The 17,447-nt window shown below is 58.8% G+C and carries 16 protein-coding genes; 7 read left to right on the top strand and 9 right to left on the bottom strand.

Annotation, left to right across the window (positions count from 1 at the left end):
* Positions 1-5: 5 nt before the first annotated feature.
* The 6 genes from cydX to katG all read left to right on the top strand — a co-directional run bounded on the left by cydX (position 6) and on the right by katG (position 7,545).
* The gene (gene cydX, locus G411_RS21955) at positions 6-119 is read left to right on the top strand and encodes a cytochrome bd-I oxidase subunit CydX (protein ID WP_022960406.1); all 114 of its coding nucleotides are present in this window, start codon (positions 6-8) and stop codon (positions 117-119) included.
* 29 nt (positions 120-148) lie between these two features.
* Complete coding sequence (locus G411_RS21000; protein WP_022960407.1) at positions 149-1,834, top strand: ABC transporter ATP-binding protein/permease; 1,686 nt, start codon at positions 149-151, stop codon at positions 1,832-1,834.
* Entirely contained in the window at positions 1,824-3,380 is a 1,557-nt protein-coding gene (locus tag G411_RS0116985) for an ATP-binding cassette domain-containing protein (RefSeq protein ID WP_022960408.1), read from the top strand. Before G411_RS21000 ends, G411_RS0116985 begins: the two co-directional genes overlap by 11 nt.
* Before the next feature lie 212 nt (positions 3,381-3,592).
* Positions 3,593-4,039 carry a DUF4334 domain-containing protein gene (locus G411_RS0116990; RefSeq protein ID WP_022960409.1) on the top strand — a complete coding sequence of 149 codons (447 nt, stop codon included), beginning with the start codon at positions 3,593-3,595 and terminating at the stop codon, positions 4,037-4,039.
* A gap of 1 nt (position 4,040) precedes the next feature.
* Complete coding sequence (locus tag G411_RS0116995) at positions 4,041-5,144, top strand: NAD(P)-dependent alcohol dehydrogenase (RefSeq protein WP_028968558.1); 1,104 nt, start codon at positions 4,041-4,043, stop codon at positions 5,142-5,144.
* Between the two features lie 217 nt (positions 5,145-5,361).
* Positions 5,362-7,545 (top strand): catalase/peroxidase HPI, encoded by a 2,184-nt coding sequence (gene katG, locus G411_RS0117000; RefSeq protein WP_022960411.1) that lies wholly within the window; start codon positions 5,362-5,364, stop codon positions 7,543-7,545.
* An 83-nt stretch (positions 7,546-7,628) separates the two neighbouring features.
* On the opposite strand, the gene G411_RS0117005 is transcribed toward katG, so the two are convergent.
* Both G411_RS0117005 and G411_RS0117010 read right to left on the bottom strand, forming a co-directional pair.
* Positions 7,629-8,876, bottom strand: coding sequence for an ABC transporter permease (locus G411_RS0117005; RefSeq protein ID WP_022960412.1), 1,248 nt, complete (start codon positions 8,874-8,876; stop codon positions 7,629-7,631).
* Positions 8,876-9,541, bottom strand: coding sequence for an ABC transporter ATP-binding protein (locus G411_RS0117010; RefSeq protein WP_022960413.1), 666 nt, complete (start codon positions 9,539-9,541; stop codon positions 8,876-8,878). The genes G411_RS0117005 and G411_RS0117010 overlap by 1 nt, the downstream gene beginning before the upstream one ends.
* A gap of 133 nt (positions 9,542-9,674) precedes the next feature.
* Between G411_RS0117010 and G411_RS0117015 the strand changes: the two genes are divergently transcribed.
* Entirely contained in the window at positions 9,675-10,247 is a 573-nt protein-coding gene (locus G411_RS0117015) for a DUF3299 domain-containing protein (protein ID WP_022960414.1), read from the top strand.
* 2 nt (positions 10,248-10,249) lie between these two features.
* Here G411_RS0117015 and G411_RS0117020 read toward each other — a convergent pair whose 3' ends face one another.
* From G411_RS0117020 to G411_RS0117050, 7 genes are all read right to left on the bottom strand, one after another.
* Positions 10,250-11,251: a CobW family GTP-binding protein gene (locus G411_RS0117020; protein WP_022960415.1), complete on the bottom strand. Its 1,002-nt coding sequence runs from the start codon at positions 11,249-11,251 to the stop codon at positions 10,250-10,252.
* 82 nt (positions 11,252-11,333) lie between these two features.
* Positions 11,334-11,795, bottom strand: coding sequence for a Fur family transcriptional regulator (locus tag G411_RS0117025; protein ID WP_022960416.1), 462 nt, complete (start codon positions 11,793-11,795; stop codon positions 11,334-11,336).
* 7 nt (positions 11,796-11,802) lie between these two features.
* Positions 11,803-12,333, bottom strand: coding sequence for a ZrgA family zinc uptake protein (locus G411_RS0117030; protein WP_022960417.1), 531 nt, complete (start codon positions 12,331-12,333; stop codon positions 11,803-11,805).
* A 52-nt stretch (positions 12,334-12,385) separates the two neighbouring features.
* Entirely contained in the window at positions 12,386-14,806 is a 2,421-nt protein-coding gene (locus G411_RS0117035) for a TonB-dependent receptor (RefSeq protein WP_022960418.1), read from the bottom strand.
* Positions 14,807-14,856: 50 nt separating this feature from the next.
* Positions 14,857-15,525, bottom strand: coding sequence for a DUF1826 domain-containing protein (locus G411_RS0117040; RefSeq protein WP_022960419.1), 669 nt, complete (start codon positions 15,523-15,525; stop codon positions 14,857-14,859).
* Positions 15,522-16,730 carry a zinc metallochaperone GTPase ZigA gene (gene zigA / locus G411_RS0117045; RefSeq protein ID WP_022960420.1) on the bottom strand — a complete coding sequence of 403 codons (1,209 nt, stop codon included), beginning with the start codon at positions 16,728-16,730 and terminating at the stop codon, positions 15,522-15,524. The genes G411_RS0117040 and zigA overlap by 4 nt, the downstream gene beginning before the upstream one ends.
* Positions 16,717-17,079 (bottom strand): TraR/DksA family transcriptional regulator, encoded by a 363-nt coding sequence (locus G411_RS0117050; RefSeq protein ID WP_211218370.1) that lies wholly within the window; start codon positions 17,077-17,079, stop codon positions 16,717-16,719. Before G411_RS0117050 ends, zigA begins: the two co-directional genes overlap by 14 nt.
* Positions 17,080-17,447: the final 368 nt, after the last annotated feature.

Here is a 17,447-nt window from a genome sequence, read left to right on the forward strand (position 1 = left end):
GAACGATGTGGTATTTCACTTGGATTCTCGGTGTATTGCTGGCCTGCTCATTCGGCATTATCAATGCCATGTGGCTGGAGAGCGTTGAAAACCTCGACCGCGAGGTGGACGATCAGTAGGGCCGTGATGCGAAGCCGGTGGTCATGGTATGGCGGCTGAGCTCGCGCGCGACAAGTGCGAGTTAGCCGCTTGGTTACGCACGGAAGGCAAGCGGTTTCGCCGCCGTGTATCGGGCGTCGTTGGCCTGTCGATGGTGGCAACCATCGCTCAGGTCGCGGCGCTTTTTCTGTTGGCAACGCTCGCTCAACAGTGGGTGATTGATGGGCGGCGCGCCAGCCCCGGACTGCTGCTGGGGCTGGGCAGCGCGCTCGTCGTGCAGTTGCTGTTTCAACGCCTGCGGGAGCGGTTTCGCGGAGGTCTGGCTGACTGTGTTCAAACCCACTATCAGAGTGCTTTGCGCCGGCGTCTTGACGAGCGCAGTCTGGCGCTGATTCGCGATTACAGTGTGGCGAGCTGGCAATCCTTTCTTACCCGGCGCGTGTCGGCGCTCCAGCTTTACTTCTGTGATTACGTTCCCCAGACACTGCTGGCGGTGCTGGTCCCGCTGCTGGTCTTGGTGACTGTATTGCCCTTCAGTTGGCTGGTAGCCCTGACGTTATTGGTAACCGCACCGCTGGTGCCGCTGTTTATGTGGTTGGTCGGTATGGGCGCGGCAGTCGCGCATCGCGAGCACTTTGTCGCCATCGAGCGGCTGACGGGCCTGTTTCTCGACCGGCTGCGGGCACGGCAACTGCTGCAGGTATTTAATCGGGTAGGGGCGGAGCGGGCGTTCTTTAACGACGCCTCGACGGATCTGAAACAGCGCACTCTGAACGTTGTCAGCCTGGCGTTTCTGTCGTCCTCGGTGCTCGATTTTTTCACCACGCTGTCCATCGCGCTGGTTGCGGTATTCGTCGGTTTTTCATTGCTGGGTGAAATCAGCTTCGGTCACTGGTCCAGTGGTCTCAGTTTGCGGGATGGCCTGTTCATGCTGTTACTGGCGCCGCTGTTTTTCAGTGAGTTGCGCCTGCTCGGGCGTCACTACCACAGCAAAGCCGAAGCCCTTGGTGCGGCCGATGAATTGCAGTCCATTCTCGATCTGCCGCCGCTGGCCGTGACGCCTCGGGGTCTTCCTCTGACACTGTCGCCGTTCAAGGTGCTGGCATCAGATGCGGAACACAGCATTCTTAGTGTGCCCGGATTGACTCTCGGCAACGGCGCGCGGATTTTGCTCAGCGGCGCTTCCGGCAGCGGCAAAACCAGTTTGCTTGAGGCGCTACTGGGGCAGCGCCCGGTGCGCAGCGACACGCGCATGTCTTGCCTTGAGCGCGGCGATGTCGCGTGGCTGGATCAGTCGCCGCCCGTGTTGCCGGGCAGCATTCGCGAGAATCTCACACTGGGTCAGCCTCTGGACGATGCGCGATTGCTGGCGGCATTGGACGATGTCGGTCTCGGCGAGTGGCTGGCGCAACAGTCTCAGGGCCTGGACACGCTAATGGGCGACTATCCGCCCCTGTCTGGCGGTCAGCGTCAGCGCCTGGCGATTGCCCGGCTGGTGTTGCAGCAGGCCAGTGTGGCGTTTCTCGACGAGCCGACGGCACATTTGGCACCAGAGCAGCGCGAGGCCATTACGGCTTTACTGCAGCGGCAGCTAGCGGATCGCACGGTGGTCTGGATCGCCCACGGCCAGACAATGAACGATTTCTTCACTGAGCAATGGCAGATTATTGATGGCGGCCTTGTCCTGGGCAAGCCGCCAGTCTTGGATGCACAGCGAGGTTACGATGCGCACTGAGCGTTATGCGGCCATGGCGCTGTCTACCACGCACTTGATGGCGGGGGTGGTATTACTGCTGTTGTCCGGCTGGTTTATTGCCGCCAGCGCTGTGGCTGGCTTGGCGCCCCTCGCTGCCACGTTTAACTATGTGATTCCCGCGGCGATGATTCGCTTTCTGGCGCTGCTGCGGATTCTCGCGGGCTATGGCGAGAAATACTTCGGTCATGCGGCATTGTTGGATAAGGTCAGTCAGCTTCGGCTGTCGGTATTCGATGGCGTGATGAATGGCCGTGCCGACGAGAGTCGTGCCGAAGAACTGGAGCGATTGGGTCAACACACGGACGCGCTGGCCAGCCGGGATATCGCCGCGTTGTTCCCGCTGATTTCCGCAGCCGTACTGGCGCTGCTGCTGAGTATTTTTGGCCTGCTGGTTTTCCCTCCGCTGTTGCTGTTGCTCGCCATCACGGTGCCTGCGGCGCTGTTGATCGCGCTGTGGCAGTGGCGTGGCCTGCACCGTCAGCGGAGTCAGCTGTCAAAAGGACAAACAGCGTATACGGCGGCTATCGAGCACTACCTGACATCGGCTTCGCTCTGGCATCACGGCATGTCAAACCGGACGTTGGAGGCCAGCCAGACGGATTGGCAGTCTGCGCGTCACCGCTTGCGCGAAACGGAAAACTGGGGCGATTGGCGAATGACTGCCTTTGCGATGTCGCTGCTCCTGTTTGCGGCCGCTGCGCCCCCGCAGGAGTGGCTGGGCAGTCCGTATTTAATGCTGGGTCTGTTTTTCTGTCTGTCGTTACCGGACTGGTTGGGGCCGGCAATCCGTGCCATGTCGCCCTTGGCCGAAGCCCAGCTCGCCGAGGCAGAACTGCACAAGCTGATGGCGGTGAGCGATCGCGTTGCCGTCGACGGAGAGGAGGGCGTCGCGCGACTGCCGATTGATACGCTGAGCTTGTCGTCGCTGTGCCCGCAGCGAGGACAGTTCCACGAATCGGGTCTGGATTTGACGCTGCGACGCGGCGAGCTGGCGCTGGTGCAGGGCAGTTCCGGCAGCGGCAAAAGCTCACTGCTGCTGGCAATTGCCGGGCTGTTGCCAATGAGCGGGAAGCTGCTCATCAATGGCGGTGACGTGTCGACGATATCACCGGCCCAGCGCCGGAGAAACCTGCTGTACATCGAGCAGTTTCCGGTCGTGCTGGCCGATACACTGCGGCAAAACCTGCTGTTGGCCGCGCCCGGTGCCAGCGACGATGCACTGCGCGATGCCCTCGTGGCGACCGGCCTGGAAGCCGTGCTGAATGACGGTCTGGACCAGTGGCTGGGTGAAACCGGCCGCCTGCTATCCGGGGGCGAGAAAAAGCGCCTCGGCATCGCCCGGGCACTGCTCAGTGATGCGCCGGTCTGGCTGATGGACGAGCCTTTTGAGGGGCTGGATCAAGCGGTTATAGAACGCTTGTCGGTCTTGCTGAGCCGCGAGCGGGAATCGCGAATTCTGATCGTGGTATCGCACCGCGAGCTGGAGGGTTTGCAGCCCGATGTCTGCTTGTCTCTCGATGTCTGATGGCGTTTAGCCTGCTAACAAGATACTGCCCCCCGTCTGCGCGTTGGCGCTCAAGGCCGTTTCCCGGCAGCTTGGTCCATATCATTCGTCCACGGTTTTGTTAGCGTAGGCCTCTTTCATGGCGTGAGTTTCCCCAAGGGCATTCAAGTGTATTGCTGACTGAATGCGTCCCTTGGTGAAACCGCAGCCACATCATCAAAGAGGAACACACCATGCCACGCTCTCCCGTATTGGCGTCACTGCTGGATAACCCCGGCCTTCTACCGATTGATACCTTGCACGAGCTGTTCGACAGTCTCCCCGCTGTGGAATGTCAGGATATGTTGGGCGACTGGCGCGGAGGCTGTTTCAACACGGGGCATCGCGGTGAGGCGATGCTCGAGAAACTGGGCTGGGCCGGTAAGCGCTTTACCGCTGTGAATGACGTCAATCCTATTATGAGCGCCGATGCGGATGATCAGTTGGTGGTCAATGATGTGATGGGCACAGCGTCGCTGAGACGAGTGGAGTATCGGGGCGTTGTTACGGCGACTATGGTCTATGACCAGCACCCCATCTTTGATCACTTTCGCCGAGTGAGTGATACCGAGCTGCTTGGTGTGATGGACAGCAAAGGCGATGAGATGCCCCTCTACTTTTATCTGATGCGTGCTGGTTGATATGCGTATCACGGCAGCCGTTGCCCGAACAGCGGGGCAGCCTCTCGAGCTGGAGAGCTGCGAACTGGATGCGCCCCAACGGGGTGAAGTGCGTGTGCGCGTAGAAGCCTGTGGCATCTGCCATACAGACCTCGTTGCCAGAGACCAATATTGGCCGGTGCCGCTGCCTGCCGTGCTGGGGCACGAGGGTGTCGGCATCGTCGAGGCGCTGGGAGAGGGCGTTACCCAGTTCGCGGTGGGGGACCGTGTGCTGATGAGCTTCGGTGCCTGCGGCCACTGCGGGTCGTGTCGCGAAGGGCAGCTCGGCTACTGTCAGCAGGCGCCGGTCTTTCAGGTGCTGGCGCAGAGGGAAGACGGTTCGTCGCCGATTAGCTGTCGTGGCGAGCGTGTCAGCGGCCATTTTTTCAGACAGTCGTCCTTTGCCAGCCATGCGATTGCGTCCACCGTTAATCTGGTCAAACTTGAGGCTGATTTGCCGCCGCAGTTAATGGCACCGCTGGCTTGCGGTGCGCTTACCGGCGCCGGGGCAGTGCTGGAATCCTTGCAGGCCAAGAAGGGCTGTGCGATTGCCGTAGTAGGCTGCGGGGCGGTTGGGCTGTCGGCGATTATGGCAGCGAAAATCGCCGGGTGTGAGCCGATTGTGGCAGTGGATGTTAATCCTCAGCGGCTGGCCTTGGCGGAGGAGCTGGGGGCGTCGGTGACGCTGAACTCGGCAGAGCAGCCGCTGAAGAAAGCCCTCAAAAAATTGGGGGGTATGCACTATGTCGTGGATACCACGGGTATTACCGATGTGATGCGCGAGGCCTTTTCCGGTCTGCGCTCCCGTGGCACTTTGCTGTGTGTCGGCGTCTCCAAACCGGGCAGTGAACTGTCGCTGGATATGGCCAGTCTGCTGATGCAGGGCAAGACGGTTCGCGGCTGTATCGAAGGCGATGCGCTGCCTGCCGACTTTGTTCCAAGACTCATACAACACTATCGACAGGGAGAGTTACCCCTGGAGAAGTTGGTGACGTCCTATCCTTTTTCCGCGATCAATCAGGCGATTGAAGATGCCAAACGCGGACGTGTTGTGAAAGCGGTACTATCGATGCAGCAATCAATGTAATAGCCAGTTCGCAAATTAGCGCGAAAATCGTTATTTGATGAGCTGGCTCAAGCAGTATTGCGTAGCAAGTCATGCCAACAGGGCTGTGGTGGCGCTAGCTGTTTAGTGCCCATCGACTATGCTTGGGTGATTCGGCTTTTACATTTTCAGGGTCATGTTATCGTCGACAGATACAGGCCTTTGCAGCATCACAACACAATGACAGGAGAGGTGTTCAATGAGCGACAGTTCTACGCAGGGTAAATGCCCGGTTATGCACGGCGGCAATACCAGCAACGACCACACCACCATGGATTGGTGGCCCAAAGCGCTGAATCTCGACATTCTTCATCAGCATGACCGCAAAACCAATCCGCTGGGCGACGATTTCAATTATGCTGAGGCTTTCTCCAGCCTTGATCTTGAAGCGGTCAAGAGCGACCTGAAAGCGCTGATGACTGACAGCCAGCCCTGGTGGCCGGCAGACTGGGGACACTACGGCGGCCTGATGATCCGCATGGCCTGGCATTCGGCGGGCAGCTATCGTGTGGCCGATGGCCGCGGTGGGGCGGGTACGGGTAACCAGCGCTTTGCACCGCTGAACAGTTGGCCCGACAACGTTAACCTCGACAAGGCACGGCGCCTGCTGTGGCCGATCAAAAAGAAATATGGCAACAAGCTGTCCTGGGCCGATCTGATTATTCTCGCGGGCAATATGGCCTATGAGTCCATGGGCCTGAAAACCTTTGGTTTTGCCGGTGGTCGTGAGGACATCTGGCACCCGGAAAAAGACACCTATTGGGGGTCAGAAAAAGAGTGGCTGGCACCCAGTGATAGTCCCAACAGCCGCTATTCCGGTGAGCGCGATCTGGAAAATCCACTGGCTGCGGTCATGATGGGGTTGATCTACGTGAACCCCGAAGGCGTGGACGGCGAACCGGATCCACTGAAAACCGCTCACGATGTGCGCGTTACCTTTGAACGTATGGCGATGAACGATGAAGAGACGGTGGCGCTGACTGCGGGCGGTCACACCGTCGGTAAATGTCACGGCAACGGCGATGCCGCGCTGCTGGGTCCGGACCCGGAAGCCGCCGAGCTGGAAGACCAGGGCTTGGGGTGGATCAATAAAACTCAGCGTGGCATCGGCCGCGATACGGTAACGAGCGGCATTGAAGGAGCGTGGACTACACACCCCACCCAGTGGGACAACGGCTATTTCTATCTGCTACTGAACTACGACTGGGAACTGAAGAAAAGCCCCGCCGGCGCCTGGCAGTGGGAGCCGGTTAATATCAAGGAAGAAGACAAGCCGGTGGATGTGGAAGACGACAGCATCCGCTACAACCCCATCATGACCGACGCCGATATGGCGATGAAGATGGATCCGGAATACCGCAAAATTTCCGAGCGCTTTTACAAGGATCCCGAGTACTTCTCTGAAGTCTTCGCCCGCGCCTGGTTCAAACTGACCCACCGGGATCTGGGGCCGAAGTCGCGCTACCTCGGCGCGGACGTACCGCAAGAAGATTTGATCTGGCAGGACCCGGTACCGGCTGCAGAGTATCAGCTCAGCGATGCGGACATTGCCGAGTTGAAAAGCCGTCTGCTCGACAGCGGTCTGAGCGTTGCCGAGCTGGTCAGCACGGCCTGGGACAGCGCGCGGACTTTCCGTGGCTCGGACTATCGCGGAGGCGCCAACGGTGCCCGCATTCGCCTTGCGCCGCAGAAAGACTGGGAGGGCAATGAGCCCGCCCGCCTGCAAAAGGTACTGGGCGTTATGGACGGCATTCAAAGCAGCTTCGGCAAACCGGTCAGTCTGGCTGATCTGATTGTGCTGGGCGGCAGTGCGGCGATAGAAAAAGCGGCTAAGAATGCTGGCGTCGCGGTCAGCGTTCCCTTTGCGCCGGGACGCGGTGATGCCACGCAGGAGATGACCGATGTGGATTCTTTCGAGCCACTGGAGCCGCTGCATGACGCCTACCGTAACTGGCTGAAGAAAGACTATGTGGTCTCCGCTGAGGAGCTCATGCTGGATCGCACGCAACTGATGGGCCTCAGCGCTCACGAGATGACCGTGCTGGTCGGCGGCATGCGTGTGCTGGGAACCAACCACGGTGGCAGCAAACACGGCGTGTTTACCGATAGGGAAGGCGTGTTAAGCAACGACTTCTTCGTCAACCTGACCGACATGGCCAATAGCTGGGTGCCCAAGGGCAGCAATCTCTACGAGATTTGCGACCGGGCAAGCGGCGAGGTGAAATGGACCGCCACACGGGTCGATCTGGTGTTTGGTTCCAACTCGATACTGCGTGCCTATGCCGAGGTGTATGCTCAGGACGATGCCGCCGAGAAGTTCGTGAACGACTTTGTGGCGGCCTGGACCAAGGTGATGAACGCTGATCGCTTCGATCTGAAATAAGGCGATTGGCAAGGCCACAAGGCGCCGCTCACACGCGGCGCCTTTTTTGTGTCTAGCTGACGTGGTCGCTAGGGTAGTGGCGGCTAGTTGTTGAGCTGCTGGTGAAGTGCCTGACGGTAGGCACTGATACCGGGAATCAGTGCAATCAGCAAACTGCATCCCAGGACAGCGAGCAGGTAGCTGATGGCCGTGGGCGACAGCAGCGTGCCATCGAGAAACAGGCTGAAGCGTTCAGCCAGCAGCTCACCCGCGACGCTCGTGCTCAACCATAGCAAGGCGACGGCGAGCAGTGACGCGCCCAGACTGATTATCAGTGCCTCCATTTCAATCAGCGCCAGCAGGAACCACGGCGAGGCACCGATGGCGCGCAGCACGGCCATTTCCCGCTGGCGTTCGCGGATCGATGTCAGCAGCATCGCCGCCAGTCCCAGCAGCGCGGCCAGCAGGACCAGCGCGGAAATCAGCCGCAGGCTTGTCTCCATGACTGACATCATGTCCCAAAGCTGGCTCAGCGTAACACCGGGCAGAATGGCTTGCAGGGGCTCGCCGCGATAGTTGTTGATCTGACGCTGCAGTCCGAAGGTGGCCATTTTGGATTTAAGGCCCACCATAAACGCGGTGATATTGTCGGGGGTTTCGCTGTGGTGCTGGTTCGCCTGATTGCCGAGGTGGCCCGGCAGTTTCACGCCGTGCTGCCATCCCTCGTGAATGGCTTCAATGGCGCCGAGACTGACATACAGGGCCCGGTCTACCGGCGTCCCCGTGGGCTTGAGAACGCCGCTGACGCTGAAGGGTTTGTCGTCGTGTTTGCTGAAACTGGTCGTGCCCATGCCGTGGGCCAGCACCAGTTGGTCGCCCAGATGGTAATTCAAGTCGCGGGCCACATCGCTGCCCAGCACCACATCGAGGGTCTTGCTGAAGGCTTCACCGCTGCCGAAGCGCAGTGATTCTCCTTGAGCGTAGCGAAAGTGCTGGAAATACGCTGCCGTGGTGCCGACCACGCGGTAGCCTTTGTGGGAATCACCCAGTGAGAGGGGAATGGTCCAGTCTACCGCCGGGTTGTCGGCAATCGACTGGTAACTCTGCCAGCGAACATTATTGGTGGCATTGCCCAGGTGGAACACTGAGTACAGCAGCAGGTTCACGTCGCCGGTGCGAGCTCCCACAATCAGGTCGACGCCGGACACGGTATTGCCAAAGCTGTTTCGGGCCTGGTGGCGGAGCTGTTCCACGCCCAGCAGCACGAAGACGCTGACGGTAATGGCGAAGAGAGTGAGCAGTGCCGATCCTTTGCGGCTGAGCAGGCTTTGCCAGGCGAGGCGCAAAAACATCAGGACTGCCCTCCGGCACAGTTGAGCTGTTCGAGATTATCCGCCCGTGAAAAGTGTCGGGCGAGTTCGGCGTCGTGACTGACAAAAATCAGCGCGCTGTTCTGCTGCTTAACCTGCTCCAGAAGCAGATTCATAAAGCGGTCGCGGTTGCGCGCATCCAGCGATGAGGTGGGTTCATCCACGATCAGCAGCTCGGGCTGATGAATCATGGCCCGCGCAATCGCGACCCGCTGTTGTTGACCAATGCTGAGATGTGAGGCCCGCTGCTTGAGTGCTATCTCCAAATCCAGTGCACTCAGCATGGCCTTAATCTGGTCAATGCTGCAGGGGCGATGGGCGAAATGTGGGGCCAGCCGGATGTTATCGATGACGCTCAGATAGGGAATCAGGTTGAACTGTTGAAAAACCACACCCATATGCCGGGCACGAAAGGCATCGCGCCGACGTGAGGAAAGGGTGTTCAGTGCGGTGTCGAGCACCCTTAGCGAACCGCTGCTGGGCAAGAGGATGCCACTCAGCAGATTCAACAGGGTCGATTTACCGCTACCCGAGGCGCCGTGCAGAAACACTGTCTCGCCAGCATCCACCGACCAGTGGGGAATATTCAGTACCGACTGGTCACTGCCGGGGTAGTGAAAGCGCAGACGGTCGAGGTGAACAAGCAAGGCACAATTCCTATGCAGCGGTGTCAGAGAATCGGTATCGGCGATGGTCGATCATGATATAACATATCGCGCTTCAAGGATCACCGGGTGTCAGCAAGGACACCTGAAAATCGGCATAAAACAGGGGAAAGGCGTGTCGCAACTGAAAATGCTGTGGGTACCGCTGCTGCTCGCTGCCAGTTTGATGGCAGCGAGCGCGCAGGCTGCAGACTATCGAACGATTGAGTGGATTGAGCTGATGCCCGCCGACGATCTGGAGGCGTTTCTGAATCCGCCCGAATCGCTTAACGACATTGAGGACGGTACCGAGGCTGACCAGATTGCCGGGCAACTCGACAATCGCAGCGCGGTCGACGTTGACGATACGCGCTACAAGCAAGCCTTGGTTTCGACCCGTGTGATTGATGCCTTTGACGGTCAGGCGATCAGGGTGCCGGGGTTTATCGTGCCGCTGGAGCATGACGCGCAGCAGCGAGTAACCCGCTTTTTTCTGGTTCCCTATTACGGCGCCTGTATTCACGTGCCACCGCCACCGCCGAACCAGATTATTTATGCCGAATACCCCAAAGGCTTTAAGCTTGAATCGCTGTATGAGCCGTTTTGGATGTCGGGCACCATGCGCACCTCGCTGACAGAGAATGAAATGGCCACCTCGGCCTATGCCATGACGGTAGATCGTCTTGATCCCTACGAGGACGAAGAGTGATGTCAGCGGCTGACGACACAGTCCAGTAGCGCCGCTTCCAGACCTTCGAAGGCGGCAGTGTCGCTGCTGATGCATTCAATGCGGCTGTCTAGCGTGTCATCCAACTCAAATTCGCTGAGCACCTCGTCGGCCTTGTTATAGGCCACGATGCCGCGCGCGGTAATGAAGACGCCCTTGATCCGCTCGGCCCTGATCCCGAGTAACAGCTGGTAAAGCCTGTCGGCGTCAAAGGTCCAGGCGGGATCAAAAACCCAGCCCCGGCTGAAGAAACTTTCGCCCTGATTGTCGACGCTCACATAGCCCTGTTCCGGCAGGGCGTGGGTGTCGAGTGTCGCGGGGCTCTCGCCGTGGTGGTGATGCTGAGCCGTGTCGCCGGCCGCTGTCGCCGCGCCATTCAGCCAATCTGTGTCCACCTGACCGTGCGCCACGGGGTAGACCGCTTTTTCATTTAGATCAACGATCTGTTCCAGAAAGGCCATCAGTGCGGGCAGGTCCCCATCGCTGTAGAGATCGGCTTTGTTCGCGATGATCACATCGGCAATGGCCAGCTGCTGGCGAAAGCTGGCGTGCTGGGTATAGCGTTCGTCGTGGACTTTGCGGGCGTCGACCAGTGCCAGTGTGCTCTTGAGGTCGAGCACCTCGCGATAGTGCTCCGCACTCAGTGACTCCAGGATCTCGCGGGGGTGGCCAAGTCCGGTGGGCTCAATCAGCAGGCGGTGAGGGCGGGCGGCGGTGAGCAGGCGGTTGAGCGCAATCTGCATGGGCAAGCCCGCGGTACAACACATACAGCCGCCCGGGACTTCGCGAACAAATAAACCATTGGCCTCCGACTCGCTGCCGTTGTACAGACTCCCATCGATACCCACTTCGCCAAACTCATTCACCAGTACGGCCCAGCGCTCATCGGTGGGCTTCTGTTTAAGCAGCTCTAGAATCGCGGTAGTTTTACCCGCGCCGAGAAAGCCGGTAATGACATTGCAGGGAATGGCGTGAAGTGCAGACATAAGCAGGGTCCTTGCCGTCGGGTTACTGCCCGACGGCGATTGGCGGTGTTGTCATAGCTATAGGTGTATTAGCTGGGAGTATTCAGGCGGCCAGGTTGGCGCAATCCTGACAGAGGCAATGCAGTTCCAGTTGCGGACTTTTCAGCACATAGCCCGCCTGACTGACATTGTCCTTCAGTGTATTGATCAAATCTTTTTTAATGCCGATTTCCTTCACCGTGCCGCATTCATCGCAGATCAAAAACTGCGGGACTTCGTGTCGGTGATCGCAACTGATATGTGAGCAGGCCACATATTTGTTGGCAAGGTGAAGCTTATGGACCAGATTTTCACCTTCCAGAAAATCCAGAATACGGTACACGGACATGGGGGGAATCGGCTCGTCGAAGGTTTTGCCGCAGTAGTCGGCCAGCTCGTAGGCCGACATCGCCTTGTTGCTTTCCAGTAATCCCGACAGCACCCGCTTGCGCTTTTCCGTCAGCCGGGCACCGTGAGCACGGCAGTTGGCTTCGGCGCGATCGAGAATTTGGGCGGTGGTGTGCATGATGGGCTTACCTGAAGGAAACATTGTCCCGGCTATTATCCAGTGTTAACGCGCCCTGTCGACCTCCAACAAGCCATTGCACCGACAGTAAGTTCAGCGCAGGGTATTTGCTCAGCAGATCAGTTTGCAGACCGCGCAGTGTTGATGGGCGTTCACAATGGAAGCGGTAGCGCGCCTCAATATCCCTGTGAGCAACATCGCGGTGCTCGTCCGAGCCGGGCTCGAATCGCTCGTCGATATTGGTCCACTGCTCACGCAGTTGGCACTGGCCGCCTTGCAGTTGCAGGCGCTGCTGGACATCGCCCAGTTCTTTGCGCAGCGCAGTGAGCCGACGTTTCTCCGCCTGGCTGTTTGCGCGGTGCTCGAAGCCAAGCAGATTCATGGCCGCCGAGTCGAGATGGATCTCGAGTGCTTTTCCTTCCACCGCCACGGTCAGTGTGGCCTGACCGTGAACATGTGCACTCGGCAAGGCCGGCTCATCAGCGTGTGTCGCCAGAACTAGCGTCAACAGGCCAATCAGCCCGCTGGTCTTGAGCAAGCGCTGACGCCGCCACGGGGAGTCGAATCCCCGCTGCCGCGTCGTGCAGGGCTTAGAAGCTGCCACGCAGACCAATGCTGATATTCCGGCCAGGAAGGGGAGCCAGGTCTTTGAGGAATGAAGAGTGGACTCGCGCTTCTTCATCACTCAGGTTGCTGCCCTTGACGTAGACGGTCACATCGCCGTTGCGCGTGTCGCCGAGCCCGGCGAAGGTGTACGCCAGCTCTGCATCCATCAGCGTGTAGGCGCCGGTGGTGGTTTCGAGTTCGGCTACGCGATCCTGCTCAAAGTAGCGGCTCATGCCAAACGCGGCATTCCAGCCGTTAAGCGCATAGCGCAGTTCGCCACCCAGACGCGCGGGGGGAATACGAGGCAGGTTGCCACCGTCTTTAAGCTTGCCGCGAGTGGTGTCGGCCATCAGTGTCAGTTTCAGCGGGCTGGCGAGTTGCCAGGCCAGTTGAGCCTCTACACCGTAAAGGGTGGCGTCGGCCTGCTGGAAGACGTAGACCGGGAAGTCGTCATGGCCGTGTTCGTGCTCCTCTTCGCCGCCAGCTTCCTCTTCGTGATCGTGACCACTGATATCGCCACTGCTGTACCCAGTGCTTTGCTGATAGTAGAAATCATCAATTTCGTTGTAGAAGAAGTTGAGTACCCAGGCGATGTTGCCGGAGTGTTTGCGCAGGCTCAGGTCGATATTGTTGGACACTTCCTCAGTGACATCGTCGTGGTAGTGGAAGTGGGGGTGGTCACCCGCATGCAGATCGAAGACCGCACCCACTTCAAACGCGCCACTGCCAATGTGCGGGCCATAGGAGAACAGCTCGGCAGCACTCGGTGCGCGCTGGGCGTGGGTCAATGAGATGCCGGCGTTATAGCCTGGTGTGAATTCCCAGACCAGTCCGGCGGACAGACTGATGGGGGTGAACTCCATATCGTCGAAGTGTTGCAGGGTGTGGCTGTCAGCCTCGTCTTCGGCGTGGTGATCTTCCCATTCAATCGGGTCGGCTTTGATGTTGACTTGCTCCACACGCGCGCCCAGTTGCACCAGCACATCGCCAATATGCTTCTCTTCCATCAGGGCGATGGCGTAGCTTTCCGTTTTCGCCGGTGGGGTAAAGGCTTCCTCGCCAATGGCTTCAAAGTCGGAATGCGTCACTTCCACAGACACCGCGCCTCGCCAGCCTGCCATCTCCTGCATCAACAGGTCTACGCGGGCCTGCAGGGTTTCATTGCGGAAAATGGTGCCGACTTCACCGCCCTCAATCTCCTTGTGTTCGTAATCGGTATAGCCGATGCGGGTGTTAATGCCGCTCAGCAGGGGCGTATCCAGCGACAGTTCGCTGATCAGCTGCCAGCGGTCCTGCACCAGATCGGATTGCACGGCCACGTCTTCTTCATGCTCTTCGTGTTCTTCCTCGCCCTCGTGTTCTTCTTCCTCGTGAGCGTGGCTGTGGCCGGGAATACCGTTCAAGCGCTCCAGGCGACCGTAGGACAGGCCCACATAGCCGTTATCCAGCAACCAGCTACCGCCAATATTGAAGCCCTTGCTTTCCGAGGCGCTGTTTTCCAGCACACCGTCGCGGCCTTCCTCATGCTCCTCTTCGTGCTCGTCTTCATGGTCATGCTCTTCCTCAAGCGCTGCAGCGCCGGGAATTTCGTAGTTATTGCCGTCGCGTTTGAAGCCGTCTATGTGGACGGCAAACTGCTCGGTGCCGCCGGTGTAGGCGAAGGACGCCTCGTTTTCGTCGGCAACGCTGTTGTGGCCGATGGCGAAGGCGCCGCGCTCTTCACTGGAAGACGGCACGCGGTCGTCGACAATATTGATCACACCACCAATAGCACCAGAGCCGTAGAACAGCGTGGCGGGGCCGCGCAGAATTTCAATTTGCTCGGCAGTGCTGGCCTCAGTGGATACCACGTGGTCGGGGCCGACCCGCGAGGCGTCGCTGACGTCCAGGCCATTCTGGGTAATCAACACGCGAGGGCCGTTAAGGCCGCGAATAATGGGGCTGCTGGCAACCGGACCAAAATAACTGGAGTGCACGCCCACTTCATTTTTCAAGGTTTCGCCCAGCGTTGAGGCCTGCTTGCGGCGCAGGTCTTCGCCGGAAACGACCGTCACCGGCTGAGCGGACTCCATCACAGAGATATGCAGCGGCACGGCGGTCACGTCGACTTGCTCAATTACCGAGCGGTAGAGTTTTACCGTCAGTGTGCCGCGGTGTTCACCGTGCAGGTGAAGCGTTTCGTGACTGTAGCCGGGCGCGTTGATATGCACCTCGTCAACCTGGCTGTCGTCCACGTTGAGTTTGAAATTACCGAGGCTGTCGGTCGTTGCGGTTTGCTGGCTGCCCAGCAGCTCGATGGTGGCGCCGGCGACCGGTTTACCGTTGGCATCCTGCACCTGCCCAGACAGGGCATGTCCCAGGCTGGAGAGCGTTAGCAGTGCGAGAAAGCTCGCAGAACGTTTCATACAAAAACTCCTAGTTGAATCATTAATCCGGCAGCGCTGAGCGCGACCATTTAAGCAAAATCCAGGGTGAGTAACAGTCGTGTTTCACCATTCGGCACGCAGGGAGAGCGGTGCACCAGTCCCGCGCCCTCATTGCCCGCCCATTGTTCGCCCTTCAGCAGCGCCACATCGCCCGCGGCTAACTGGCAGATAGCTGCTGGTGACGGATATAAGCCGCTGTCGGCATCGCTAAGTCCCTGGCTACCCGCGCCAAGCTTGCGGCGATCCACTACCTCGTGGGGTAGCCACTCGGTTGCGGGGCCGGTGTAGGTACAAATCAGGCGACAGGGTACGTGGTCAATGTGAAACTTTGGGCACATCTCTGATCGCAGGGCATTCATCCTGAGTCCACAGCTGCGCAGATCGAACAGGCAGCAGAACATCTCGGTGAGTAGGAGAAGATCCGCGGCCAGATGCGGATAGGCAGCGATGCCCGGCAGGGCGCGGTCGACATCGCTGGCCGCTCTCAGTACCACCCGGTGGTCACTCAGCCCCCCGGCGCGCAGCAGCGCACGGGCGTCTTCCTGCAGGAGCGGTGGCGACTGCTGGCGCCGCCACACGGCCATATTCACGTCGTCCTGATAAATTTCGGTCAGGCGTTCCGGCGAGTGGCCCAGTACGGCGTGCCGGAAGCTTGCTGTTGCCGTCGTGACAGGGCTTGTGTGCTGAGCGGCAATCATGCTCCGTCTCCCCAACGTGGAAACGGATCGGGCAGTTGCTGCCAGTAAGCCCGTCCGGCCAGCAGTTCTTCCTCGCTGAGCAGGCAGTTGTCCAGTGCTTCCGTAATCGTTCGAGCGTCCAGGTTCTGTCCGATAAATACCAGCTCCTGACGCATATCGCCGAAAGGTTCCTGCCAGTTTTTATGGATCGAGGCGAGATAGTCCTCATCTTCAGGCCAGCGGTCTCTGGGGACGGCTTTCCAGAACAGTCCTGCGAAACCATAGCGCGCCATGCCGCCAGCCTGACTCCATTGCCCGGCGAACTCGGGGCGGCTGGCCAGCCAGAAGTAGCCCTTGGAACGTATCAGCTTTCCCTGGATGTCTTTGCTGTGCAGAAAGTCGTAAAACTTTTGCGGATGAAAGGGGCGGCGCGCGGTGTAACTGAAACTGCTGATGCCGTATTCCTCGGTTTCCGGTACATGCTCACCGCGCATTTCTTTCAGCCAGCCCGGCGCCTGCTGAGCGCGTTCGAAGCTGAATTTGCCCGTGCCCAGAATGCGTCCAGCGGGAATGTCACCGTTGCTTACCGGCAGGATGTCCGCTTCTGTATTGAGCGTTTTGATCACCGCAATAAGGCGTTGCAGAGTGGCTTGGTCCACCAGATCCGTCTTGCTGATCAGAATAATATCGGCGAACTCCACCTGGTCCACCAGCAAGTCAGCCACACTGCGCTCGTCAGCCTCACCCAGATGTTCATCCGTTTCCTGCAGGAATTTCGCCTCGTCGTAATCGCGCAGAAAATTCACGGCATCAACGACGGTCACCATGGTGTCCAGGCGGGCGACATCGGACAGGCTCACGCCTTGTTCATCGGCAAAGGTAAAGGTTTCCGCAACGGGGAGAGGCTCTGAAATGCCCGTGGACTCGATCAACAGGTAGTCAAAACGTCCTTCATCGGCCAGTCGGCGCACTTCCAACAGCAGGTCTTCGCGCAGGGTGCAGCAAATACAGCCGTTGCTCATTTCCACCAGTTTTTCTTCGCTGCGGTTGAGGGCAACGTCATTCTGCACGGCGCTGGCGTCGATATTGATCTCGCTCATATCGTTGACAATCACCGCGACCCTGCGGCCTTCCCGGTTATTCAGTACATGACTGAGAACGGTGGTTTTCCCTGCGCCGAGAAAACCGGAAAGTACCGTTACGGGCAGGCGTTCAGCGTTTGCCATAATGCTTTTCCTTCTCTTCCATTTGCACTTTAACTTCCGCGCAGTACTCGGCTGTGGGGCGCGCGCGAAGTCGCTCGAGGCCGATCTCTTCACCGCTCTCCAAGCAGTAGCCGTACTCGCCATCGCGGATGCGCCGAAGTGCTGCGTCGATTTTGCGCAGCAGGCGGGTTTCCCGCTCCACGGTGCGCAATGCCAGCCGCGTGTCTTCCTCGTGCTGTGCCCGATCGGCTTCGTCGCCGGGTTCAGCGCGTTCGCCCAGTGTGTTTTGTGCCTGCCGGATCGTTGCCAGGGTGTTTTCGCGCAGGGCATTGAGCTGGCGAGAAAACGCCGCGAGGTGGTCTGGGTTCATATAGCTCCCGTCGCGATCTCGGTGTTGTCTGGCAAAGGTTTCGGGCATCGGTCCGGTAGTCGACTCAGATATGATACAACATATCATAATTCGCCAAAGATGGATTGTGCAATGGTTTTGTCGAAGGAATTCAGTGGCAGGAAAGGGAGGTCGGCAAAGGCGTGCAGTTACGACCACCCTACAAATAAGAATCATTAGTATTTGATAATGACAACCATTGCTGATAGTGTGATCTAGCGTTGGGTGATCGTCCCTCGCAACCCCCGGTTTCCGCTATTCATAAAAGTGAATCAACTTGCCCATGGCATCGACCAGTCAGAATCGTTTTCGTCGAGGCGTGTTTTGTGCGCCCGTATTTTTCGGCATCT

Source organism: Spongiibacter tropicus DSM 19543, assembly GCF_000420325.1.
In the GTDB taxonomy this organism is placed as follows: Bacteria; Pseudomonadota; Gammaproteobacteria; order Pseudomonadales; family Spongiibacteraceae; genus Spongiibacter; species Spongiibacter tropicus.